Genomic DNA, 22,960 nt, shown 5'->3' on the forward strand with positions numbered 1-22,960 from the left:
GTTGCTGGTGGGTGGGGCGGGTGGGCGGTTGGGTTTTGTGGGGGTGGTCAGCTCTTTCGTAGGTATTCGGGGGCCGGGGGCTTTGACGCGGTGGGGTCCTGGCCCAGTGTGGCCGACAGCCAGTCCGTGTACGAGGAGTCCCATCCGTCCGAGGAGTCCTCGCGGAAGTCCACCAGGACCTGGTTGACCCGGCGGACCAGGTCGTCCGCGTCCTTCTTCATCGCCACGCCGTAGTACTCGGCCGTGAACGCCTCACCCTTGAGCTCGACCGTCGGATCCTGCGCGGCCTGGCTGGCCGCGAGCGCGCCGTCGGTGACCACCGCGTCGACCTCGCCCAGCTGCAGCCGCACCAGACAGTCCAGCTGGTTGGGTACGGTCGTACGGATGTCCGTGGACTCCGGGAGCCGGCCCGCCTGCTTGTCGGCCTCCAGCTTCGCGTACGCGGTCGAGCCCGTCGCCGTGCATATCTCCTGGTTCGCGAGGGTCTCGTCGTACCCCTCGATCGGCGAGGACTTCGGGGCCAGGACCTGCTGGCCCGTCTTGAAGTACGGGGCGGAGAACGCGACATCCTGGAGGCGGTCGCAGTTGATCGTCATCGTGCGGACGACCATGTCGACCCGGCCGGCCTTGATCGCGGGGATGCGCTGGTCGGTCGGGATCGCCTTGAACTGGACCGCGTCCCGGTCGCCGAGTATCTCTTCGGCGATGCGGTGCACCAAGTCGATGTCGAAGCCCTCGAGTTTCCCGCTCTCACCACTGTTGGGGTCGCGGTAGCCCCAGCGGTAGCTGTTCTGGTCGACTCCGACGATCAGCTTGCGCTTCTCGCCCTCACGGTTCTTGATCGCCTCGATCGTGGGGCCGTCGGCGTCGGAGGGGGACAGGGTCTGCTTCTCCGGGGCCGTGCAGTCCTCGGCGGCCTGTGCTTGCGCCTGTGCCTGTGCGGCGGCTGCGTGCGAGACCGGTTGGGCGGTGGGCTTCCCCGCGTCGCGGTTCACGGATCCGGTGCAGGTCAGCATGAGCGCGAAGACCAGGGCCAGGGCGCAGGCCGTCGCCATCGCGCCCACTCCGCCCCAGCCCTTCACGCCGGCCCGCAGGCGTCGTGCGGTCATCCTCGGCGTCCCCTTCGGCTCGGTCGCCCCCTGCGCGTTCTGTGCGTGCTCAGTCATCGGTACTCCGACAGCCTGCGGCCGATGCCCAGCACCGCGCCTGCCGCGCCCAGTACGGCGAGGACCGCAGCGCCGGTCGGCAGGCCCGTCAGCGCGTCCCTGCCGTCGCCGGCCGCCTGCTGGAACTCCGCTTCCTCGTGCTTCAGCGCGGTGGCCAGATTCTTGTCGACGCTGTCGAAGCACTCGCCCGTCGCGCCCTTGGCGCCGATCACCATGTCCAGTGCCTGTTGGTAGTTGCCGTTCTCGTCCTGCTCCCGGGCGGCCCTGTGGCGTTTCTGCCACTCCGTCATGTTGCCCACCGCCGCGGTGACCGGCTTGGCGCCGGTGTCGTCGTCCGCGAGGCGCTCGGCGCGGGCCAGGCCCTTGGCGAGGGTGTTCATGTCGCGCCCGAAGTCGTGGTCGTAGGCGTCGACCGTCTCGTCGCCCACCTTCGTCGTCTCCGCGCCGCGCGCCACCAGGGTCAGGTTCTCGTTGCCCCGGGCCTTGAGGGACGCGATGCGCGCGTCGTGCAGCACGTTGAGCGAGCCGACTCCGTGGTCGACGGAGTCGTTGAGGTGGGAGCGGGCGAGGGTGTGGCCTGCGGTCAGCCACAGCAGGACGATGGTGGCGGTCGCCGTCGCGGCAACGAGTCCGTGGTTGAGCACGCGGTTGGTGCGCAGGTAGTTGCGGCGCTGGGCCCACGCGAGCGCGGCGAGCGCGACGACGCCGAGGGCTATCGCGGGCCAGGGGTACGGGGTCGCGTCCGCGTAGTCGTCGCGGAGGCGTTGGTTCTCGCTGGTGTAGAGGTCCTCCGCCGCCGGGAGCATCTCCTGCTGCATCTTCTCGTTCGCGTAGCGCAGGTAGGCGCCGCCGACGGGGTACCCCTGACGGTTGTACGTGCGGGCGCGCTCCACCAAACCCTTGTACTCCGGGAGCAGGCGGTTGAGCTTGGCGATCGTCTCCGTGGAGGGGGAGCCGGGGTCCGAGTTGGCGGCGGCGTTGACGAGTTTCGCGGCCGCGGTGTGGATGTCCTTCTCGTAGCGCTCGCGGGAGGCTTCCGTCTCCTGACCGCCGGCCAGGAAGCCGCTGGACGCGGTGGTGTTGGCGTCGGCGAGGGAGCGGTAGATGTCGGCGGCGTCGGAGGTGAGGGGCTGGCTGCTGGTGAGGACGTCGTCCGCGGCGGCGGCCCTGTCGGTCATCTGCCAGGCCGTGACGGCGCCGAAGGCGACGACGAGGGCGGCCAGGACCGCGCCGATGATGCGGAGGCGGCCGGGTTCCGTGGTGGCGGCCTTGCGCAGACGGTCCACGCCCTCGGCAAAGGCGGTGCGGCGGGCGTCCGGGGTTGTGGGGGACGTGGCGTTGCCCGGTGGTGGCGCCGTGCTGTTTGGCGTGTGTGTCACTTGACCTCCCCCGTGGTCCTCCTCCGCGGCAAGTATCGCCGCCGGGGCTGACATATGCACCGGCCTTGCACGATCTTGATCGCATTTGCAGTGCCACCCTGCCCAGGAACACGCCCCGCAAATCGGTCCGGTTCCCGTCTGCGAGCCGTGGTCGCACGCCTGCGGCGCAACTGTCGGTGGGGTGGGGGCTTGGGTAGCGCCCACGGTGGGTGGGTGGTGCGGGGCCGGGTCGGGGGTGTCCGTCCTCGGACTGGCGCGACTGCGCCTGTTGGTAGAGCTGACCGCGGCGGACGCGCCAGCCACTGCGGGCGAACACCCCCGCCCCGACCCCTCCCCGCCGCACGCGGCATCCCGCCGTCGCGACCCGCAACCCGCGACCCGCGGGCAGCCGCCGCCGCTCCCGCCGCCGCGATCCGCTGCGATCCGCGTCCCGCCGTCGCGATCCGCGGCCGACTGCCGCGATCCGCGTCCCGCCGTCGCGATCCGCGGCCGACTGCCGCGATCCGCGTCCCGCCGCCGCGATCCGCGGCCGACTGCCGCGATCCGCGTCCCGCCGCCGCGATCCGCGGCCGACTGCCGCGATCCGCGCCGCCCGCCGCTCCCGCGTCCCGCAGCCGCGATCCGCGTCCCGCCGCCCGCCGCTCCCGCGTCCCGCCGCCGCGATCCGCGGCCGACTGCCGCTATCCGCGGGCAGTCGTGCCTCCCCCAGTGCCTTAAGGGCCTGGGAGGTGCCCCCAGGGCGATGGGGGTCCCCCCGCTCGAGCGAAGTCGAGAGTGGGGGAGGGTGGGCGCGACGGCACCCCGCTGGCGCCGGGCTGCGCAACCCACCCCCCGGCCCACACCCCGGCGGGGCGGTTCCCAGGCGCCGGGCTGCGCAACCCACCCCGGCTCACATCCACGCCGGGCACCCCGCATGCGCCGGGCGACGCAACCCACCCCCGGCTTACATCCCCGCCAGGCACCCCGCGGAGCGGCGGCGCGCCAAGTAGCCCCCGGCCCGCGCCGACATCCGGCGTCTGGACGACCTCGGGTTAGGTAAACGGCCCCCGCCGCGCTTACCCGTCGTACTGCTCGCGCAGTCGATCCTGCGCGGCCGCCGGCGCCCGCACACGGTCCAGCCCCAGCAACCCCGCCCCCAGCACCGGCCGCACCGACACCACCCGCGCCACCGCCTTCGGCGCCCGCGCGCCCAGCAGGTCATCGATCCGATCCAGCAGCAGCGCGTGTCGCGCCGCCAGCACACCCCCGCCCAGCAGCACAGGCGTCTCCTCATCCAGCAGCTCCAGCCGCCGCAGCGCGACCACCGCCATCGTCACGATCTCCTCCGCCTGACGGTGCACGATCCCCCGTGCGACCCCGTCCCCCTCCGCCGCGGTAGCGAAAAGCACCGGCGTCAGCTCGTGACGCCGTACCTCAGCCACCTTCCCCAAATGCAACGCCTCGATCAGCGCAGGCATGTCGGGAAGACCGAAGTGCGCCGGCAGCACGGAGGCGAGCGCCGTCGGCGCCCCGCGCCCGTCCTCCGCGCGCGCCGCGTGCCAGAGCGCCTCCTCCGCCAGCGCCCAACCCCCGCCCCAGTCACCAGAGATCCGTCCGATCGCCGGGAAGCGGGCGGTACGCCCGTCGGGACGCATGCCCACGCAGTTGATGCCCGCGCCGCAGACGACGGCCACGCCCCGGGGCTCCGTCACCCCGGCGCGCAGGATCGCGAACGTGTCGTTGCGCACCTCCACGGTGCTGCCCCAGCCGCAGTCGGTGAGCGCCGCCGTCAGCTGTTCCTCCTCGACGGGCAGATCGGCGTTGGCCAGGCAGGCCGAGACATGGGAGACGGTGGGTGTTCCCGCGGTGGCCAGGGCGCGAGTGACGGTCGCCGTGAGGGTGCTCATCGCCCGGTCCAGGCCCACCGCCGGGGGGCGGAACCCCCCGCCGCGAGCCGTCCCCAGCACCGTTCCGTCGTGTGCGATCACCGCCACGTCCGTCTTGCTGTTGCCGCCGTCGATGGCGAGGACGCCTGCGGTCAGGCCCACGTGAGGTACTCCCGGTTGTGTGCGATGAGGTCGTCGGCGAGGCGGTCGGCGTACTCGTGCTGGGCGATCAACGGGTGGGCGAGGAGGGCGCGGAAGACGCGGTCCCGGGTGCCGTGCAACGCCGCTTCCAGGGCCAGGTTCTCGTAGGCCGTGACGTTGGCCATCAGGCCCGCGAAGAGGGGGTCGACGGGGGCCACGGGGAGAGGAGTCGCGCCCTTCGGGCCCACGGTCGCCTGGACTTCGATGACCGCGTCGTCGGGGAGGAAGGGGAGGGTGCCGTTGTTCAGGGTGTTGACCACCTGATGGGCGGATCCGGCGCCGCGCAGCAGGGCCGCCGCCAGGTCGACCGCCGCCTCGGAGTAGTAGGCGCCGCCGCGTTGGGACAGCAGGGCCGGCTTCTCGGCGAGGGCCGGGTCGGCGTACAGGGCCAGGAGGCGGCGTTCCATGTCGGCCACCTCGGCCGCCCGTGAGGGCTTGGTGCGCTGTTCCCGTACGACCTCGTCGTGCGTATAGAAGTACCGCAGGTAGTAGGACGGGATCACGCCCAGGCGGTCCAGGAGGGGGCGGGGGAGGCGGAGGTCGGCGGCGATCGTGTCGCCGTGGGCGGAGAGGAGGTGGGGGAGGATGTTCTCGCCGGTGGGGCCTCCCCTGCGTACAGCCGTTTCCCAGGTGAGGTGGTTGAGGCCCACGTGGTCCAGGTGGAGGGCGGCCGGGTCGGTGTCCAGCAGCGCCGCGAACTTGCGCTGCAGGCCGATCGCCACGTTGCACAGGCCCAGTGCCTTGTGACCTGCGCGGAGCAGGGCCCGGGTGACGATGCCGACGGGGTTGGTGAAGTCGATGATCCAGGCGTCCGGGTTGGCCCGGCGTACGCGGTCGGCGATGTCCAGGACGACCGGGACCGTGCGCAGCGCCTTGGCCAGGCCGCCGGCGCCGGTGGTCTCCTGGCCGACGCAGCCGCAGTCCAGGGGCCACGTCTCGTCCTGCATGCGGGCCGCCTGACCGCCTACCCGGAGCTGGAGGAGGACCGCGTCGGCGCCGTCGACGGCCGCGTCCAGGTCCGTGGTGGTGGTGATCGTGCCGGGGTGGCCCTGGCGGGCGAAGATACGGCGGGACAGGGCGCCGATCAGTTCAAGGCGGTCCGTCGCCGGGTCGGTGAGGACCAGCTCGGTGAGGGGGAGGGTGTCCCTCAGCCGGGCGAAGCCGTCGACGAGTTCGGGGGTGTAGGTCGAGCCTCCGCCGACCACGGTGAGTTTCATGGTTAACCCTTTACTCCGGTTTTTGGATATTCCGGGCGGGACGGTGCTCGCTGGGGCAGGGGGTGGTACGGGGCTAGCGGGAGGTGTCGAAGACCTCGTCGCGGGTCGTCGCCAGCGCGCTTTCCAGCGCGCCGCGCAGGACGGGGTGTTCGCGGACGTCGCCCAGGATGAGATGGGGGCGGGGCGCGGCCAGTTCGTCCAGTTCGGACTGGACGAGGGTGCGCAGCAGCTCGCCGCCGGAGGTGAGGCCGGTGCCGCTCAGGACGACGAGTTCCGGGTCGAGGACGGAGACCAGGGAAGCGAGGCCGGTGGCCAGGCGGGTGGCGTAGGTCTGGAGGAGGCGGCGGTGGGGCCCGTCGTCGTCGGGGGTGGCCGCGGCGCGTTCCAGGAGGGCGGCCGCCACTTCGGCGTAGGGGCCCTGCGGGATGTTCTGGATGCCGAGCTCGCGGGCGAGCCGGGGGACTGCCTGGGAGCCGGCCAGCTCCTGGAAGCCGCCGCTGTTGGCCTTGGTGACCTGGCGGACCAGAGGGGTGCCCGGCACCGGCAGGAAACCGACCTCGCCCGCGCCACCGGTCCAGCCGCGGTGCAGCCGGCCGCCGAGCACCAGGGCGGCACCCAGGCCCTCCTGGTTCCACAGGAGCACGAAGTCGCTGTGGTCGCGGGCCGCGCCGAGGCGCTGTTCGGCGAGGGCGACCAGGTTGACGTCGTTCTCGTACTCGAACGGCATCGGCAGTGCGGCGGCCAGCTCGTCGAGCACGGTGGGGGAGTGCCAGCCGGGGAGATGGGAGGCGTAGCGGAGGCGGCCGGTGTTCGGGTCGAAGGCGCCCGGGGTTCCTATGACGAGGCGGTGGACGTCCGAGCGGCACAGGCCCGCCGCCTTCACCGCGCCGTCCAGGGCATCGATGACCTGCTGGACGACGGGAACCGCGGCACGGCGGCCCGGGGTGGGCAGCTCGTGGTGGCCTACCGTGCGGCCGGTGACGTCGGCGACGGCGGCGCGGATCCGCCGGCGGGTGACATCGAGCCCGGCGATGTGGGCGGCGGACGGGTTGACCTCGTACAGCTGGGCGTTGGGGCCCGGGCGGCCCTCGGTGGTGCCGGTGGCGAGGACCAGTCCGGCTGCTTGCAGCCGGGCCAGGAGCTGGGAGGCGGTCGGCTTGGACAGGCCGGTGAGCTTGCCGATCCGGGTGCGGGACAGCGGTCCGTGCTCCAGGAGGAGGTCCAGGGCGGTGCGGTCGTTCATGGCGCGCAGCACACGCGGGGTGCCCGGTATACCCGCGGTTCCTGCCATGGGTGCGGTACCTGCCCCTCTTCGCCGCCCAGCTTGTCGGCGGCTGGTGCGGGAGACGATCACTGTTAGGAAAGTTTCCTGTTGGGCGGAACGTAAGCCCGGCGCGGAGGGGCGTCAAGGGGGGAAACGGGAAAGGGCGGCACCCGGGAGTTCCGGGTGCCGCCCTGTGCCGGCCGGCGGTTACTTCGTGGTGCTCGTCGGGCTCGTCGAAGGCAGCGGGGACGCGGCCATCGACTGCGGGGAGACGGAGCTGGCGTAGGCGGACGGGGCCGCCATGCCGGCCGTCGGGTCGGCGGCCTGCATGTCCTCCGTGGCCGTGGCGCCGCCGACGATACGGATGCCGGTCGCGTCGAAGGCGCGCTTGATGCGCCAGCGCAGCTCCCGCTCCACGGTCAGGGACTTGCCGGGCATGGTCTTCGCCGAGACCCGGACCACCATCGAGTCCAGCAGCACCGAGTCCAGGCCGAGCACCTCGATCGGGCTCCACAGGAGCTCGTTCCAGGGCTCCTCCTTGCCCATCTTCTCGGCGACCTCGCTCAGCGTGGCCTTCACCCGGTCCAGGTCCTCGTCGGAACGGACGGTGACGTCGACGCCCGCGGTCGCCCAGCCCTGGGAGAGGTTGCCAATGCGCTTGACCTCGCCGTTGCGGACGTACCAGATCTCGCCGTTGTCACCGCGCAGCTTGGTCACCCGCAGCCCGACCTCGATCACCTCGCCGGAGGCCACCCCGGCGTCGATCGAGTCGCCGACGCCGTACTGGTCCTCAAGGATCATGAAGACGCCGGAGAGGAAGTCCGTCACCAGGTTCCGTGCGCCGAAGCCGATCGCCACGCCCGCGACACCGGCCGAGGCCAGCAGCGGCGCCAGATTGATCTGGAAGGTGCCGAGGATCATCAGCGCGGCCGTGCCCAGGATCAGGAACGACGCCACCGAACGCAGCACCGAGCCGATCGCCTGGGAGCGCTGCCGACGCCGCTCGGCGTTGACCAGCAGACCGCCGAGCGAGCTGCCGTCCACCGCCTGGCCGGTCCGCGACATCCGGTCGACCATCTTGGTGATCGCCCGCCGCACCACGATTCTCAGCGCCACCGCGATCACCAGGATCAGCAGGACCCTGAGCCCGATCGCGAGCCATGTCGACCAGTTCTCCTCGACCCAGCCGGCGGCGTTGGTGGCGCTCTCCTGGGCGTCCTCGAGCGAGGGCACCCGCGGGGTCCCCGACTCCGAGGGTGTCGGCGACGGATCGGCGGCCGACAGAACGGCGGACAAGGACACGGCAGGTACCTCCAGGTGCACGATCTGCCCCCGGCGTGGCGGTCAAGTCCGGCAAGGTCACGATCGGGTCACCGGACGGGCAGAACCACCACACTAACGGGGCATTGTGGAGGGAACGGCCGGGTGTGGGAAGAAGAGACCGTGCTCACCTGCGCTTGAACAGGCCATGATCCTGGGGATGAACCGGGGTGTGGTTGAAAACACTCCCAGCCCGTTACCGGGAGATGGTGGCGCTTCCACCAGGCATGAGGGGAAACTGACAACGGATCGTCCCGGCGCGAGCCACGCGCCGCCGGCGTACAAGGAGGCCATCCGTGCCGCATGTCCTGGTCCTCAACGCGTCGTACGAGCCGCTCGGCGTCGTACCGCTCCGCCGCGCGCTCGTGCTCGTCCTCGAGAACAAGGCAGTCTGCCTCGAGGAGACCGGCGCCTATCTGCACAGCGCAACCGTCACCGTCCCCGCACCCAGCGTGGTCCGGCTCAAGCGTTTCGTGCGGGTCCCCTACCGGGGGCCCGTTCCCCTCACCCGCCGGGCGCTGTTCGCCCGTGACGGGGGCCGGTGCATGTACTGCGGTGGCGTCGCAACCAGCGTCGACCACGTCATCCCGCGCAGTCGCGGGGGCAAGCACGTCTGGGACAACGTGGTGGCGTCCTGCCGCCGCTGCAACCACGTGAAGGCCGACCGCCATCTGATCGAGCTGGGCTGGCGCCTGCGCCACAAACCCGCTCCGCCCACGGGTCTGGCCTGGCGCATCATCGGCACCGGGCATCGCGACCCGCGCTGGCTGCCGTACCTGCAACCGTACGGCGCGGACGACGCCATGGCCCGGATCGACGGCATCTCTGCCTGACCACCGATCCGGGCTTTCGCATCGGCGCGGCGGGCTGGAGGGGTTCAGGTGTGGCTGAGCTGGGCGCGGGGTGCGGCCCAGGGAGGGGGAGGACGGTCGCAGGATGCGGCGCAGGGGAGGGGGAGGGGGAGGGCGGTGGCCGCGGCCAGGAGGCAGCCGACATAGACCGTCAGGCCGCCGACGCCCGCCACCGGCAGGGACCGGCGCGAGCGGCAGCACGGTCTCCAGCAGCAGCGCCCGGTTCAGCACCGCCCGCGGCACCCCGGTCGCGACCTGAGCGGCCAGGCCCACCGCCGGGTGGCGATCGACTCGGCGGCGCCCACGGCCAGGGCATTGCGGCGGCGGTCAGGTTCAGCCCGGTCGTGTAGTACGACAGCACCTCGGCGTGCGCACAGGCCGCCGCCCACGGATCGTCGCGCAGCCGTTCCGCCGCGATGTGGGTGGCCGCCGAGCGGGCCTGGATCGCCAGTCTCCGCCCACGACGCGGCAGGTGGCCCCGGACAGCCACACCGAGCCCGCGCCGACCGCGAGCAGCGCGCCACATACCGCCATCGGCGTCTGCCCCTCGCCCGCGGCCGGCCCCGGGTGGGGTCCGATGTGGTGGTGGCCGCGAGCAGCGCCGCCCCCGCCACCAGCAGCAGCGACAGCAGGAACAGTTCGTCCGGGCGTCCGTGCCTCGCTCAGTCCGCGACCGCGTACGCCTCCACCGACCACAGCGAATACCCGTACCGCGTCGCGCGCTTCTCGCCCTGTACGCGGACGTGGCGCACATCCCGCTCGTCCATGCGGACCGTCTCCCGGCCGCCCCCGCCGTCCCGGACCTCCGCAGCCGTGCGCCAGTCCCGGCCGTCCGCCGAGACCTCCACGCGGTACGCCGACGGATGCGCGTCCTGCCAGTGCAGCGCCACCTTTCCCAGCCGCACCGGGCGCTCCAGCTCCACCTGCCACCAGGCGTCGTCCTCCACGGGGGAGGACCAACGTGTCTCCGGGTCGCCGTCGTTCGCCGCCGAGGCCGGGAAGTCGGGCGTCTCGTCGGCCGAGGAGCTCGCCCGGCCCGCGCGGGCCAGATCGGGACCCGCGGTGGGCGGCACGGCGTGGACCGTCAGCGTGCGGGTCGCGCCGCCGAAGCCGAACCGGACGTCGTAGGACCCGGCGGGCGTGTCCCGGTCCACGGTCACCTCGACCGGAACCTCCACCGGCGTACCGCGCGGAACGGTCAGCGCCTTCTCGGGCACCCGCAGGTCCAGGCTCTTCGGCGCCTTCACGGTCAGTCTGCCGCGCACTTCGTCGGGGCGCAGCGAGCCGAGGGTGACCGTCAGCCGCCGGGTGGCGCCGATGTCGGCGTCCGCGCGGTCGTCGGGCAGCTGCAGGGAGGCGGCGGACTCGTCCGCGAACCACGGGACCAGATGCCGGACCCGGGAGGGCTCGGCGCCGGTGACCCGGACGGCGTCGACCGGCTCGCCGCCGGTGCGCAGCTCGGTGGCGCCCTGCGCGGAGAGTGCGCCGAGGCGGCGCCACCCCTTGCCCGGCACGCGCACCTCCACGGCCCCCTCCGTCCCCGGCTCGGTGAGCACCGTGACGGCGTCCAGCGCGCGGGCGTCGGGGAGGTCGAGCGCCCGGTCGCCGCCGGACCGCGCGGGCGGCTCGTGGTCGATGCCCGCCCAGGTTTTGTACGCCTTCTGCGCCCGGCTCAGGAACGGCTCCAGCACGCCCTCGCCGACCGTCACCCGCGCGGATCCGGCCCCGTCCCGCAGCTCGCCCAGCTTCCGGTACGCGGCCCAGGCGGCGCCCGCGTCCCCGGCCCGCTGCGCGCGCAGCATGTCCAGCGCCGTCGTACCGGCGTCGCCGTAGCGGGCCAGCCGCTCGGTCCAGGGGGCGACCTCGGTGCCGAGCGTGGTGCCGGAGAGCCGCTCCGGCAGGTTCCGCAGGGTGGTGAAGGCCGTGCGCAGCCGGGCGGCCTCCTCGGTCTCGTCCGCGCCGCGCGCGGTCGGCCGGGCCCGCCAGTACTCCTCCATCAGCGGACGCAGATACGCCGACTCCTTGCCGCCCAGCACCGAGGACGCGGTGTTCCCGGCGAGCGCGGTCAGAGCCGCTTCGCGGCGGGCGTCACCGCCGGCCAGGTCGGTGATCGCGGCCCGCCAGGACTCCTGGGGGCGGTAGTCGCGCGGGTTCCAGGCGAAGTCGGCGGCCGTGAACAGCGGGATGCGCGACGCCTCGGGATGCTCCATCGCGTTGGCGAGCAGTGCGGCCGAACCGGCGGCCACGGCCGGTTCACGGCCTTGGTAGGGGCCGAGGAAGATCCGGCCGGGGGCGTAGTCGTTCACCGGGTAGTTGTCCATGGTCACCAGCGGGTGCCCGAACACCTCCCGGGCCTCGGCCAGTTGGCCGCCGGTGATGGTGCTCGGCACCACCCCGACCCCCGTCCACGCCACCTCGACACCCGCGTCCAGGGCGCGGGCGAGGGCCCGCCGGTACGCCGTCGACCCCTCCTCGTAGTACTCGGTCGGCATCAGCGACAGGGCGGCGGAGTCCGGATGGCGGGCCGCCAGGTGCCGGGCGACGGCGTTCGCCACGTGCGTCTGCGCGCGGGCGGCGGCCTCCGGACCCGACCCGAACCGGTCCGAGTCCGCCCCGCAGTGCCACTCGCTGTAGCTGACGTCCTGGAACTGGAGCTGGAAGGCGCGGAACCCCAGCGCCCACATCGCGTCCAGCTTGCGGGTCAGCGCGCGCAGATGCTCGTCCGAGGCGAAGCACATCGCCTGCCCCGGTGCCACCGCCCAGCCGAGGGTGACGTGGTTGCTCCGGGCCCGCTCGGCCAGCTCGCGGAACTCCGCGCGCCGCTGTGCCGGGTAGGGCTCCCGCCAGCGGGCCTGCCGCAGGAGGTCCTCGCCGGGCGCGTAGAGGTACCGGTTCTGCTTCGTGCGGCCCATGAAGTCCAGCTGGGCCATTCGCTGCGGGTGCGTCCAAGGGGTGCCGTAGAAGCCCTCGGTGATGCCGCGCACGGCGGTGCCCGGCCAGTCGCGGACGACGGCCGCGGTGATCGTGCCGTCCGGGCGCAGCAGCTGCCGCAGGGTCTGCGCGGCGTGGAACTGTCCGGCGCCATCGGCGCCCGAGAGGGAGACGGAGCCCTTGCCGACGCTCAGCGCGTAGCCGCCGGCCGGAAGGGCGTGCCGGGGGTCGCTCGGGGCGCGTTCCCTGCCCACGCGCACCACCAGCGCCCCCTCGGGCACCGGTGCGCCGGGGGCGGTGAACCGGCGTGCCCCGGCCTCCCGCAGCAGCTCCCGGACCGCCCGGACGGCGTACAGGTCGGCCGCGTCGTCCGTGATCAGGGCGACCTCGTCGGTCACCTCGACCGCGGCGCCGTTCGCGCGCAGGGAGTGGGGTCGCGGCCACACCGAGAGGTTCCCGGCCGTGGCCGTGTCGGGGGCGGGGGACGTGGTCGTCCCGGGTGCGGGCGGTGCCGCCACGGCGGCCGGCGTGCTGCCCAGGGTTCCGGCGAGAACGGCGAACGCGAGGGCGGCCCTCCTGGCGTTCGCCGTCCTGCCACGCCGCAGCTGCACGGGGCCCTCCCTGTCGCTCGGGGCGGCCGCCCGCCCGATGAACCGGCGGCCGTGTCCATTCCGTTATCGAGAAACCCAGAGCCCACCATTCCTGCGGTGAACGTGTCAATGAGAGTGGTCGTTGTGGCGCGTTTGTCCCACTGTGGAGGGAGGGGGCGGGGAGAGAATGTGACCAGGAGCACGTCGGGAGGCTTTGTGCGTCTGGCATCGCGCCCGCTGGGTAGGGCTGCGGGATAACCCGCACGACCCGCATCCGCACGCCCGCGTGATCCGCGCACCGTGCTCGACGAGGAGGCCATCTGTGGCTGCACCGGCGTACGTTCCTTCCCCGGCCCTGTCCAAACGCGTGGCGGAGCCGACCGCCGACGACCCCCACTTCTGCGTGTTCAGCGCGGAGGGCCCCTGCACCGAACTCCCGCTGACCAGCGAACCCCCGCTGCCCGACGCGGAGCCCCTCACCAGCGAACCGCCGCTCGCCGAAGCCATCCCCCTGACCAGCGAGTCCGACGCCTTCATGGACTCCTCGGACGCCTCCGGACTCGACTCCTTCCCGGCCCAGTACCGCCCGGAGCCCTAAGTGACCGCGCCACGGCCGGCCGAGCCCCCTTCCGAGGACCTGTCGCGGCTCGCCGCCCTGCACGGCGTCGCCACCTCCTACAGCCCCTCCCCGGACCGCACGGTCGCCGCCACGGCCAGCGCCGTCACCCACGCGCTGACCGCACTCGGCGTGGACGCGGCGAGCCCGGAGGCCGTCCGCGCCGCCCTCACCGCCCGCGCACGCGAACTCGGCGAACGGCTGCTGCCCCCCACCGTGGTCGGCTGGGGCACCACCGCCCCGGCGGCCCTCGCCGCGCTCCCCGAGGACACCCGGCTGCTCATCCGCACCGAACAGGGCGAGACCCGCGTCTCCGCCGAGCACCTCCCGCCCGGCGTGCATGAATTAACCGCCACCACGCCGGACGGCCGCACCGCCCGCGCCCACCTGATCGTCGCCCCACCCCGGCTCCCCCGGCCGCCCGGACGCTCCCACGGCCTCCTGGTCCAGCTCTACTCCCTGCTGTCCCGCCGCTCCTGGGGCATGGGCGACCTCGCCGACCTGGGCGAACTCGCCGGCTGGGCCGGACGCACCCTCGGCGTCGGATTCATCCAGGTCAACCCCCTGCACGCGGCGGTCCCCGGCCCACCGACCGACCCCTCCCCCTACCGCCCCTCCTCACGCCGCTTCCCCGACCCGGTCCACCTCCGCGTCGAGGACGTCCCCGAGTTCGCGTACACCGACGCCCCGGACCGCTTACACGCCCTGCTCGAGCGGGCCGGGCGGCTGCGCGAGGCAGTGCTGGAGAAGGGCGCGCTGATCGACCGGGACGCGGTCTGGGAGGCCAAGCGGGAGGCCCTGGAACTCGTGCACGAGGTCCCGCTCGCTCCCGGCCGCCACGCCGCCTACGCCGACTTCCTCGCCGCACAGGGCCGGGCCCTGGAGGACCACGCCACCTACAACGCCCTCGCCGAGGTCCACGGCCCCGACTGGCACCGCTGGCCCGCCCCCCTGCGCGACCCCCGCTCGGCCACGACCGCCCGCGCCCGGCGCGAACTCGCCGACCGTGTCGACTTCCACTCCCGCCTCGTCTGGCTCACCGACGCCCAGCTCACCGCCGCCCAGCGCGCGGCACGCGAGGCGGGCATGCCGGTCGGGATCGTCCATGACCTCGCCGTCGGCGTCCACCCCGGCGGAGCCGACGCCTGGGCGCAGCAGGAGTACTTCGCGGCCGGCATGTCCGTCGGCGCGCCCCCGGACGCCTTCAACGCGCGCGGCCAGGACTGGGGCCTGCCGCCCTGGCGCCCCGACCGCCTCGCCGACTCCGGCTACGCGCCGTTCCGCGCCCTGCTCCGGGCCCTGTTCCGGTATGCGGGCGCCCTGCGCATCGACCACGTCATGGGCCTGTTCCGGCTCTGGTGGGTCCCCGAGGGCCACCCGCCCACGGAGGGCACCTACGTCCGCTACGACGCCGAGGCGATGCTCGCCGTGCTCGTCCTGGAGGCCTCCCGGGCCGGGGCGGTCGTGATCGGCGAAGACCTCGGGACGGTCGAACCGGGGGTGCGCGAGGCGCTGCGCGAACGCGGTGTGTACGGCACCTCGGTGCTGTGGTTCGAGCGGGACTGGGAGGGCGACGGCCGCCCGCTGGCGCCGGACGGCTGGCGCGCCGACTGCCTGGCCACGGCGACCACGCACGACCTGCCGTCCACGGCCGCCCGGCTCAGCGGCGAGCACGTGGAGCTGCGGGACCGCCTGGGACTGCTGACCCGGCCGCTGGAGGAGGAGCGGGCGGAGGCGGCGGCGGACGTGGGGGAGTGGCGGGAGCTGCTGCGGCGGCTGGGGCTGCTGCGGGAGGGCGCCTCGGGAGATGTAGCGGGGGATGTCTCGGGCGAGGCCTCGGTGGAGGCGGAGATTCAGGCGGTGCACCGGTACCTGCTGCGGACACCGGCGCGGATGATCGGCGTATGGCTGCCGGACGGCGTCGGGGACCGGCGGCCGCAGAACCTGCCCGGCACCTGGGACCAGTATCCGAACTGGCGCCTTCCGATCGCGGACGCGCAGGGGCGGCCGGTGACGCTGGAGGAGCTGGCGGAGTCGGCGCGGCTGCGGGCGCTGATCGACGTGTTCGGACAGTGCGGACAGTTCGGACAGGGGGCGGCGCGGCACGCGTGCGGCGACGACAGCGCCTCTTACGACACCCCGGCCGCGCGGCCCTGAACCCGGTTCGATAGTTTGGGCAGTGTGGACAAGAAGAACGCCCTGCGCGCCGGCGCCCTGGCAGCCGGTACGACGCTGATGATGCTGCTCATGTCGTCCCCCGCGCTCGCGCTCACCCGCGACGACGGCGACGACCCCGGCCCGGGCCTGAGCGTCATCGAGACGCTGGGCCTCTACGTCTTCCTTCCGGTCGGCCTGTTCCTGGGCATCGCCGCGCTGGTGGTGATCGGCGAAAAGTCGCACAGGAAGAAGGACGTCACCAGCCCCAACATCCGCACCAAGGCCGAGGTCTGATCCAGGGCCGCTTCACCGGCCCCGCGCACTTCTCCGAGGGCGCCGCCCCGTTCGTGCGTACGCGCATCCGCCGTACGTGACGAGGGCGGCGCCCTCGGTGTTTCTCACCGTGCGCCGGCGCGGCGGGCGCCGGAGCCGCCCCGCATGCGGCCCCGCGGTCACCGCTCGGTCGCGATGAGCAACTCCCGTAGCAGGTCGGCCAGTTGGTCGGCCCGTTGCTCGTCGAGGGCGGACAGCGCCTCCGTCTGCTCGGCGAGACCCGCGCCGACGGCTTCGTCGATCAGCCGCAGCCCCTCCTCGGTGAGCGTGACCTGGAGTCCGCGCCGGTCGTGCGGATCGGGGGAGCGGCGCAGCAGTCCGGCGCGCTCCAGCTTGTCGAGGCGGCCCGTCATCCCGCCGGTGGTCAGCATCAGTGTGCCCGAGAGCTGCCGGGGGGAGAGGGTGTAGGGCTCCCCGGAGCGGCGCAGCGTGGCCAGGACGTCGAACTCCCCGCGCGAGATCCCGTACCGGGCGTACGCCTTCTCCATCCGGTCGCCCATGGCGCGCGCGAGCCGGGAGATGCGTCCGAAGACCTCCATGCCGGCCGTGTCGAGGTCGGGCCGCACCTGCGCCCACTGCTCGATGATCGCGTCGACGGGATCCGTGGGGCGCTGCTCGGGGGATGTGCTCATGGGCAGGAGTATCCGCCGCGCGCGGCTCGCCCGCAAGAAAGTGGGTCGGAAGAAAGCTGCTTGACGGCAAGTTGCTTAGCGCTAAGCTACTTGTGCCCTACTGGGGTCGCCCATTGCAGCGACCGACCGAAAGAGGTGCGCCCGTCATGGCCCCTAACCGCGCCACCCTCATCGCGCTCACCGCCCTCGCCCCCGTCTCGTGGGGCACCACCTACGCCGTGACCACGGAGTTCCTCCCGCCGGACCGCCCGCTCTTCACCGGCCTGATGCGTGCCCTGCCCGCCGGACTGGTCCTGCTCGCGCTGGCCCGGGTGCTGCCGCGCGGCGCCTGGTGGTGGAAGGCGACGGTGCTCGGCGCGCTCAACATCGGCGCCTTCTTTCCTCTGCTGTTCCTCTCCGCGTACCGGCTGCCCGGCGGCATGGCGGCGGTCGTCGGCTCGGTCGGCCCGCTGCTCGTGGTCGCCCTCTCGGCCCTGTTGCTGGGGCAGCGGCCGACGGCCCGGAACGTCCTCACCGGCGTCGTGGCCGCGTTCGGCGTCAGCCTGGTCGTCCTGAAGGCGGCCGGTGCGCTTGACCTCCTGGGCGTCCTCGCGGCCCTCACCGCCACCGCGTCGATGTCCGCCGGCACGGTGCTCACCAAGCGGTGGGGCCGCCCGGAGGGCGTGGGCCCCCTCGCCCTCACCGGCTGGCAGCTCACGGCGGGCGGCCTGCTCATCGCACCCGTCGCCTTCCTGGCCGAGGGCGCCCCGCCCACCCTGGACGCACCGGCGGCAGGCGGCTACGCCTACCTGGCCCTGGCGAACACGGCGATCGCGTACTGGCTCTGGTTCCGTGGCATCGGCCGTCTCACCGCCACGCAGGTCACGTTCCTCGGCCCGCTCTCCCCGCTCACGGCGGCGGTGATCGGCTGGGCGGCCCTCGGCGAGTCGCTGACGCCTATGCAAATCCTGGGCATCGCCCTGGCGTTCGTTGCGACGGTGGCGGGCCAGCTCACCACGCGCCCCGGCGCGGTCGCCGGAGGGCCCGCAGCCTCCCGTCCCCTGCCCGCGGCCGTGGAACCGCTGAAGGTCCGGCGCTGAGGCGGGCGCGACGTGTGAGCCACGCGGCCGGCGACGCGTCGCCGCCGGCGCGGTTCATGCTCAATGGCGACGCCTGCGCGGCCCCCGGGCATGTCAGCCCCGTGTGAGGGACCGTTCGATGAGGGCGACGGTGGCACGGGGGTCGTCGACCTCGATGACGAGGCGGTCGTAGGTCTCGGCGCCGGCGAGTTCGACGACGACCGCCTTGTCCGGGTTCTTCACGTCCCAGAAGTGGCGCTCTCCGTCGCGCCGGAAGCGGCCGGCGGTGATGACGCCCGGCACGTGGGTGCCACCGACCCGTATGCCCTTCGGCTCGCGGGCCATCCCGGGGTCATGGGTGGCGCCGCGCACATGGGCGAGGGGGATCTCGAGTCTGCTTTTGAACGTCCAGAGCTTGTCGAGACCCTGGAACTCGACGTTCAGCAGGCCGCGTTCGTGGTCGACGGAGATCAGGGCCATGGTCAGTGCTCCTTGGAGGTGGTCGGCCGGGAGGCGCGCAGCCGCAGGCGGGCGCCGAGGACGGTGGAGGCGAACCGGGGGGCGGCGTCGCCGTGGGAGGGGCGCAGGGCGTTCTCGAGCGCGTCGATGCCCTCCGCGACCAGCGCGGCGACATCCGGGTCGAGCGGGGCCCGTTCGGCGGCGGCGAGCAGCAGCAGTCCGGCGGCCGGCCCGTTGTCGTACGAGGCGATGGCTGTGGTCAGTGCCTGCTCGGGGTCGGTGAGGGTGGCGATGACGTCGGTGGTCGGGCGGATCTCATGGTCGAGGTGACTGCGCAGCGCGGTCAGGTGCAGGCTCCTCTTGGACCCGAACACCTTGTACAGGCTGCCGCGGTGCACACCCGTGGCGGTGACCAGATCGTCGACCGAGGTGCCTTCGTATCCATGGGTGGCGAAGAGCACGGCGGCGTTCTCGACGGCCCGGTCGGTGTCGAAGGTACGTGGTCGTCCCATGCCGATGATCGTAAGAGGTTAGAGAACGTTCAGTCAAGAACGACCGTTCTCATACTCCCGTCGACTCCCGTCGACTCCCGTCGCATATGCCGTGGCGGATCACCGCTCCGCCTGCGAGCATCCGGCTCATGCCGACTTTCGACGCACCCGACCAGACCCGCCTCGCCTACCACCGCAACGGTTCCGGGGGTGCGCAACCGCTCGTCTGCGTGCCCGGCGGTCCGATGATGCGCTCCGCCTACCTCGGCGACCTCGGCGGGCTGGGCGCCCGGCAGGAACTGGTGCTGCTGGATCTGCGCGGCACGGGGGACTCGGAGAGGCCTGCCGACCTCGCCGGCTTCCGGGTGGACCGGCAGGCGCAGGACATCGAGGCGCTCCGGGTCGCCCTCGGCCTGGAGCGGGTGGACCTCCTTGGTCATTCGGCCGCCGGTGACCTGGTGCTCGCCTACGCGGCCCGGTACCCGGAGCGGGTGCGCTCGCTCGTGCTGGTCTGCGCGCGTGCGCGCACCGCCGGGATCGACTTCCTCGTCGAACGGCGCCGTGAGGCACTGGAGTTGCGCCGGGACGAGCCCTGGTACGAGGACATCCGGCCGGCCTTCGAGCGGGCCGTGTCCGGGAAGGCGGACGACGCGGACTTCGATCTGCTCGACCGCCTCAACTACGGCCGCTGGGACGAGGCCGCGCAGCAACACGCCGCCGCGTGCGCGCAGTGGTGGGACGAGGAAGCGGCGGCCGCCTACCTGGCCCCGGGCGCCTTCGACGGCGCCGACGCCGCCCGCGCCGTACTGGCCGGACTGGACGCGCCCGTCCTCGTCCTCTCCGGTGCCCTGGACGGCTCCCCGCGCCCGGACTCCGCCGCCGAGGTGGCGGACCTCTTCCCGCGCGGCGAGCACGTCGTCCAGGCAGGCGCCGCCCACAACCCATGGGTGGACGGCCCCAAGGAGTTCGTCCGGACGGTCACCGGGTTCCTGGCACGGGTCGAGCGGTAGCGGCTGAGGCACGCAGAGGGCGCCCGGCATAGCACCGGGCGCCCCCTCCGCGTACCGGCTAGGACGCCGCCGCGTCCGCCGCCTGCGCGCGCAGGGCGCGTTCCACGCCCGCGCGGGATTCCAGGACCAGGCGGCGCAGGGCCGCGCTGGGCTTGGCGGAGGCCAGCCAGGCGTCCGTCTTGTCGAGGGTTTCGCGCGAGACCTGGATGCTCGGGTAGAGGCCGACCGCGATCTGCTGGGCCATCTCGTGGGAGCGGGACGCCCACACGTCCGCCAGCGCCTCGAAGTACTTGTCGGTGTACGGCGCCAGCAGCTCCCGCTGGTCGGGCTGGACGAAGCCGGCGATGACCGCCTCCTGCACGGCGTTCGGCAGCTTGTCGGACTCCACGACCGACGCCCACGCCTCCGCCTTGGCCTCCTCGGTGGGGCGGGCCGCGCGGGCGGTGGCCGCGTGGCGTTCGCCCGCCGCCGTCTTGTCCCGCTCGTACTCGGCGGCGATCTCCGCCTCGTCGAACCGGCCCACGGCCGCCAGCCGCTGTACGAACGTCCAGCGCAGCTCGGTGTCCACGGCCAGACCCTCGATGGTCTGCGTACCGGCGAGCAGGGCCTCCAGCAGGTCCAGCTGCTCGGGGGTGCGGGCGGTCGCCGCGAACGCGCGCGCCCACGCCAGCTGGTGGTCGCTGCCCGGCTCGGCGGACCGCAGGTGGGCCAGCGTGGCGTCGGTCCAGCGGGCCAGCAGGGCCTCGCGGGCGGCCGGGTCGGCGTACAGGTCGAGCGCCAGCTTCACCTGCCGGTGCAGCGACTGCACGACACCGATGTCGGACTCCTTGCCGATGCCCGACAGCACCAGCGACAGGTACTCGCGCGCGGGGAGTTCCCCGTCCCGGGCCATGTCCCAGGCGGAGGCCCAGCACAGCGCCCGGGGGAGCGACGACTCGAAGTCGCCCAGGTGCTCGGTGACGAAGGCCAGGGACTGCTCGTCCAGGCGGACCTTGGCGTAGGACAGGTCGTCGTCGTTGAGGAGGATGACCGCGGGACGGCGCTTGCCGGCCAGCTGCGGTACGGCGGTCAGCTCGCCGTCGACGTCCAGTTCGACGCGGTCGCCGCGCACCAGCTTGCCGCTCGCCTCGTCGAGGTCGTACAGGCCGATCGCGATGCGGTGCGGGCGCAGGGTCGGCTCGCCCTTGGCGCCGGGCGGAAGCGCGGGGGCCTCCTGGCGGATGGCGAAGGAGGTGATGACACCGTCGGCGTCGGTCTCGATCTCCGGGCGCAGGATGTTGATGCCGGCCGTCTCCAGCCACTTCTTCGACCACGTCTTCAGGTCGCGGCCGGAGGTCTCCTCCAGGGCGCCCAGCAGATCGGACAGGCGCGTGTTGCCGTACGCGTGGCGCCTGAAGTACGCCTGTACGCCCCGGAAGAACGCGTCCTCACCGACGTACGCGACGAGCTGCTTCAGCACCGACGCGCCCTTGGCGTAGGTGATGCCGTCGAAGTTGACGAGCACGTCGTCCAGGTCGCGGATCTCGGCCATGATCGGGTGCGTCGACGGCAGCTGATCCTGGCGGTAGGCCCAGGTCTTCATCTGGTTCGCGAACGTCGTCCAGGAGTGCGGCCACTTCGAACCGGGCGCGTCGGCCTGACAGGCGGCCTCCGCGTAGGTGGCGAACGACTCGTTCAGCCACAGGTCGTTCCACCACTCCATGGTGACCAGGTCGCCGAACCACATGTGGGCCAGCTCGTGCAGGATCGTGGCGGCCCGCATCTCGTACGCGGCGTCCGTCACCTTCGAGCGGAACACGTACTGGTCGCGGATCGTCACCGCGCCCGCGTTCTCCATCGCGCCCGCGTTGAACTCCGGCACGAACAACTGGTCGTACTTCTTGAACGGGTAGGCGTAGTCGAACTTCTCCTGGAACCAGTCGAAGCCCTGCCGCGTGACGTCGAAGATCGCGTCGGCGTCCAGGAACTCGGCGAGCGAGGGCCGGCAGTAGATGCCGAGCGGCACGGACTGGCCGTCCTTCTCGTACACGCTGTGGACGGAGTGGTACGGCCCGACGATCAGCGCCGTGACGTACGACGAGAGGCGCGGCGTCGGCTCGAACGCCCAGACGTTGTCCCGCGGCTCGGGCGTGGGCGAGTTGGAGATGACCGTCCAGCCCTCCGGCGCCTTCACGGTGAACTGGAAGGTCGCCTTCAGGTCGGGCTGCTCGAAGCTCGCGAAGACGCGGCGGGCGTCCGGCACCTCGAACTGGGTGTACAGGTACGCCTGGTCGTCGACCGGGTCGACGAAGCGGTGCAGACCCTCACCCGTGTTGGTGTAGGCGCACTCGGCTTCCACGCGGAGGACGTTGCGGCCCCTCAGCAGGCCCGGCAGGGTGATACGGGAGTCCGCGAAGACCTCGGCGGGGTCGAGGGAATCACCGTTGAGGGTCACCTGGTGCACGGCCGGAGCGACCAGGTCGATGAAGGACTCCGCGCCGTCGCCGTCCTCGGCGACGTCGAAGCGCACCGTGGTCACGGACCGGAAGGTGCCGCCCTCCTGAGCGCCGGAGAGATCGAGATCGATCTCGTAGGAGTCAACGGTCAGCAGCTTCGCCCGCTGCTGCGCCTCTTCGCGAGTCAGGTTTGTGCCAGGCACGCGGTCATCTCCTCGTTATGTGTGGGTTGCGTCATCCTTCCACGCGAGATCGGGATCGGGCGATGACGAAGCCGGACCATGGGGATACCCCTGTGTCCGAGCCGACGGAAGCCGCTGTGCTATGGCGTCCGAATACCGCCAGCGGCGTGTGTTGGCGGGGACGAGTCTGGGAGGCATGACGAACCGGACAACGATCCAGACACCCACCGTGCATGCCGTTCCCGCGCCGGTCGTGAAGGAACTGCTGATCACGGACGACGCGGGCCGCCCGGCCGTCCCGTTCACCGACGACGAGGGCGGCGCCCCGCTCCGCTGCTGCCTGCGGCGCAGCCGCCCCGGCGAGCGGCTCGCCCTCGCGTCGTACGCGCCCCTGCGCCGCTGGGCGGCGGCCACGGGCGTGGACCCGGGCCCGTACGACGAGCAGGGGCCCGTCTTCGTCCACGCGGGGGAGTGCGCGGGGCCCACCGTCGGCGACCTCCCCTTCACCCACGCCCACCGCACCCTGCGCCGCTACTCCGTCGACGGCCGCATCCTGGGCGGGCGGCTGGTGGAGGCGTCGCAGGACTTCGCACCGGCCCTCGGGGAGGCGTTCGCCGACCCCGAGGTGGCGCTGGTGCACGTACGGGCCGTCGAGTACGGCTGCTTCCTGTACGAGGTCCGGCGGGGCTGACCGTCGGCGCCCGGACGGTGGGCACGGAAGAGGCGGCTCCGCTCCCCGCACGGACTCCGGTTCCGACGCGGGGCCCCGACCCCGCACAGGCTCAGCACCGGACGTCGGCTGC

18 protein-coding genes and 1 pseudogene are annotated in these 22,960 nt (G+C 72.9%); 7 read left to right on the forward strand and 12 right to left on the reverse strand.

Annotation, left to right across the window (positions count from 1 at the left end):
- Nucleotides 1-47 precede the first annotated feature (47 nt).
- The 6 genes from AB0L56_RS29775 to AB0L56_RS29800 all read right to left on the reverse strand — a co-directional run bounded on the left by AB0L56_RS29775 (nucleotide 48) and on the right by AB0L56_RS29800 (nucleotide 8,394).
- A complete protein-coding gene (locus AB0L56_RS29775) occupies nucleotides 48-1,109 on the reverse strand; it encodes a glutamate ABC transporter substrate-binding protein (RefSeq protein WP_365428804.1) in 1,062 nt (353 codons plus the stop codon).
- A 53-nt stretch (nucleotides 1,110-1,162) separates the two neighbouring features.
- On the reverse strand, nucleotides 1,163-2,545 hold the full coding sequence (locus AB0L56_RS29780) for a hypothetical protein (RefSeq protein ID WP_365428763.1): 1,383 nt from the start codon (nucleotides 2,543-2,545) through the stop codon (nucleotides 1,163-1,165).
- A 1,055-nt stretch (nucleotides 2,546-3,600) separates the two neighbouring features.
- Nucleotides 3,601-4,572: a BadF/BadG/BcrA/BcrD ATPase family protein gene (locus AB0L56_RS29785; RefSeq protein ID WP_365428766.1), complete on the reverse strand. Its 972-nt coding sequence runs from the start codon at nucleotides 4,570-4,572 to the stop codon at nucleotides 3,601-3,603.
- Nucleotides 4,563-5,828, reverse strand: a complete 1,266-nt coding sequence (locus tag AB0L56_RS29790; RefSeq protein ID WP_365428768.1) for a 6-phospho-beta-glucosidase — start codon at nucleotides 5,826-5,828, stop codon at nucleotides 4,563-4,565. Before AB0L56_RS29790 ends, AB0L56_RS29785 begins: the two co-directional genes overlap by 10 nt.
- A 73-nt stretch (nucleotides 5,829-5,901) precedes the next feature.
- A complete protein-coding gene (locus AB0L56_RS29795) occupies nucleotides 5,902-7,119 on the reverse strand; it encodes an ROK family transcriptional regulator (protein WP_365428771.1) in 1,218 nt (405 codons plus the stop codon).
- Between the two features lie 180 nt (nucleotides 7,120-7,299).
- The gene (locus AB0L56_RS29800) at nucleotides 7,300-8,394 is read right to left on the reverse strand and encodes a mechanosensitive ion channel family protein (protein WP_361023313.1); all 1,095 of its coding nucleotides are present in this window, start codon (nucleotides 8,392-8,394) and stop codon (nucleotides 7,300-7,302) included.
- Between the two features lie 314 nt (nucleotides 8,395-8,708).
- Here AB0L56_RS29800 and AB0L56_RS29805 point away from each other — a divergent pair, with 314 nt between their 5' ends.
- Complete coding sequence (locus tag AB0L56_RS29805) at nucleotides 8,709-9,245, forward strand: HNH endonuclease (protein ID WP_125506459.1); 537 nt, start codon at nucleotides 8,709-8,711, stop codon at nucleotides 9,243-9,245.
- A 122-nt stretch (nucleotides 9,246-9,367) separates the two neighbouring features.
- Here the strand turns inward: AB0L56_RS29805 and AB0L56_RS29810 are convergent.
- Nucleotides 9,368-9,779 (reverse strand): annotated as a pseudogene (locus AB0L56_RS29810) (ABC transporter permease); the annotation flags it as partial.
- 146 nt (nucleotides 9,780-9,925) lie between these two features.
- Entirely contained in the window at nucleotides 9,926-12,805 is a 2,880-nt protein-coding gene (locus AB0L56_RS29815; protein WP_365428775.1) for a beta-N-acetylglucosaminidase domain-containing protein, read from the reverse strand.
- Nucleotides 12,806-13,106: 301 nt separating this feature from the next.
- Between AB0L56_RS29815 and AB0L56_RS29820 the strand changes: the two genes are divergently transcribed.
- From AB0L56_RS29820 to AB0L56_RS29830, 3 genes are read left to right on the forward strand one after another with little or no spacing between them, the layout of a single operon-like run.
- Nucleotides 13,107-13,382: a hypothetical protein gene (locus AB0L56_RS29820; RefSeq protein WP_365428778.1), complete on the forward strand. Its 276-nt coding sequence runs from the start codon at nucleotides 13,107-13,109 to the stop codon at nucleotides 13,380-13,382.
- Entirely contained in the window at nucleotides 13,383-15,557 is a 2,175-nt protein-coding gene (gene malQ, locus AB0L56_RS29825; protein ID WP_365428781.1) for a 4-alpha-glucanotransferase, read from the forward strand.
- Nucleotides 15,558-15,581: 24 nt separating this feature from the next.
- The gene (locus tag AB0L56_RS29830; protein ID WP_361023302.1) at nucleotides 15,582-15,851 is read left to right on the forward strand and encodes a hypothetical protein; all 270 of its coding nucleotides are present in this window, start codon (nucleotides 15,582-15,584) and stop codon (nucleotides 15,849-15,851) included.
- A gap of 158 nt (nucleotides 15,852-16,009) precedes the next feature.
- Here the strand turns inward: AB0L56_RS29830 and AB0L56_RS29835 are convergent, their stop codons facing one another.
- Nucleotides 16,010-16,522: a MarR family transcriptional regulator gene (locus tag AB0L56_RS29835; RefSeq protein WP_365428784.1), complete on the reverse strand. Its 513-nt coding sequence runs from the start codon at nucleotides 16,520-16,522 to the stop codon at nucleotides 16,010-16,012.
- A 146-nt stretch (nucleotides 16,523-16,668) separates the two neighbouring features.
- Here AB0L56_RS29835 and AB0L56_RS29840 point away from each other — a divergent pair, with 146 nt between their 5' ends.
- On the forward strand, nucleotides 16,669-17,601 hold the full coding sequence (locus AB0L56_RS29840; protein ID WP_365428787.1) for an EamA family transporter: 933 nt from the start codon (nucleotides 16,669-16,671) through the stop codon (nucleotides 17,599-17,601).
- 93 nt (nucleotides 17,602-17,694) lie between these two features.
- Here AB0L56_RS29840 and AB0L56_RS29845 read toward each other — a convergent pair whose 3' ends face one another.
- On the reverse strand, nucleotides 17,695-18,060 hold the full coding sequence (locus AB0L56_RS29845; RefSeq protein ID WP_361023293.1) for a hypothetical protein: 366 nt from the start codon (nucleotides 18,058-18,060) through the stop codon (nucleotides 17,695-17,697).
- 2 nt (nucleotides 18,061-18,062) lie between these two features.
- Nucleotides 18,063-18,551 (reverse strand): TetR/AcrR family transcriptional regulator, encoded by a 489-nt coding sequence (locus AB0L56_RS29850; RefSeq protein WP_361023290.1) that lies wholly within the window; start codon nucleotides 18,549-18,551, stop codon nucleotides 18,063-18,065.
- A gap of 128 nt (nucleotides 18,552-18,679) precedes the next feature.
- Here AB0L56_RS29850 and AB0L56_RS29855 point away from each other — a divergent pair, with 128 nt between their 5' ends.
- Nucleotides 18,680-19,540 (forward strand): alpha/beta hydrolase, encoded by an 861-nt coding sequence (locus AB0L56_RS29855; protein ID WP_365428792.1) that lies wholly within the window; start codon nucleotides 18,680-18,682, stop codon nucleotides 19,538-19,540.
- A 58-nt stretch (nucleotides 19,541-19,598) separates the two neighbouring features.
- On the opposite strand, the gene pepN is transcribed toward AB0L56_RS29855, so the two are convergent.
- Entirely contained in the window at nucleotides 19,599-22,178 is a 2,580-nt protein-coding gene (pepN, locus tag AB0L56_RS29860; RefSeq protein ID WP_365428795.1) for an aminopeptidase N, read from the reverse strand.
- A 175-nt stretch (nucleotides 22,179-22,353) separates the two neighbouring features.
- Between pepN and AB0L56_RS29865 the strand changes: the two genes are divergently transcribed.
- Nucleotides 22,354-22,848, forward strand: coding sequence for a DUF1203 domain-containing protein (locus AB0L56_RS29865; RefSeq protein WP_365428798.1), 495 nt, complete (start codon nucleotides 22,354-22,356; stop codon nucleotides 22,846-22,848).
- The last annotated feature ends 112 nt before the right edge of the window (nucleotides 22,849-22,960 follow it).

This window comes from Streptomyces sp. NPDC052079, from assembly GCF_040680275.1.
Taxonomy (GTDB): domain Bacteria; phylum Actinomycetota; class Actinomycetes; order Streptomycetales; family Streptomycetaceae; genus Streptomyces.

Bases quoted from the DNA above. Each gene is read 5' to 3' on its own strand.
- AB0L56_RS29840 (WP_365428787.1), top strand. From the start codon at position 16,669: ATGGCCCCTAACCGCGCCACCCTCATCGCGCTCACCGCCCTCGCCCCC.
- AB0L56_RS29795 (WP_365428771.1), bottom strand. From the start codon at position 7,119: ATGGCAGGAACCGCGGGTATACCGGGCACCCCGCGTGTGCTGCGCGCC.
- AB0L56_RS29790 (WP_365428768.1), bottom strand. From the start codon at position 5,828: ATGAAACTCACCGTGGTCGGCGGAGGCTCGACCTACACCCCCGAACTC.
- AB0L56_RS29850 (WP_361023290.1), bottom strand. From the start codon at position 18,551: ATGGGACGACCACGTACCTTCGACACCGACCGGGCCGTCGAGAACGCC.
- AB0L56_RS29865 (WP_365428798.1), top strand. From the start codon at position 22,354: ATGACGAACCGGACAACGATCCAGACACCCACCGTGCATGCCGTTCCC.
- AB0L56_RS29855 (WP_365428792.1), top strand. From the start codon at position 18,680: ATGCCGACTTTCGACGCACCCGACCAGACCCGCCTCGCCTACCACCGC.
- AB0L56_RS29845 (WP_361023293.1), bottom strand. From the start codon at position 18,060: ATGGCCCTGATCTCCGTCGACCACGAACGCGGCCTGCTGAACGTCGAG.
- AB0L56_RS29775 (WP_365428804.1), bottom strand. From the start codon at position 1,109: ATGACCGCACGACGCCTGCGGGCCGGCGTGAAGGGCTGGGGCGGAGTG.
- AB0L56_RS29835 (WP_365428784.1), bottom strand. From the start codon at position 16,522: ATGAGCACATCCCCCGAGCAGCGCCCCACGGATCCCGTCGACGCGATC.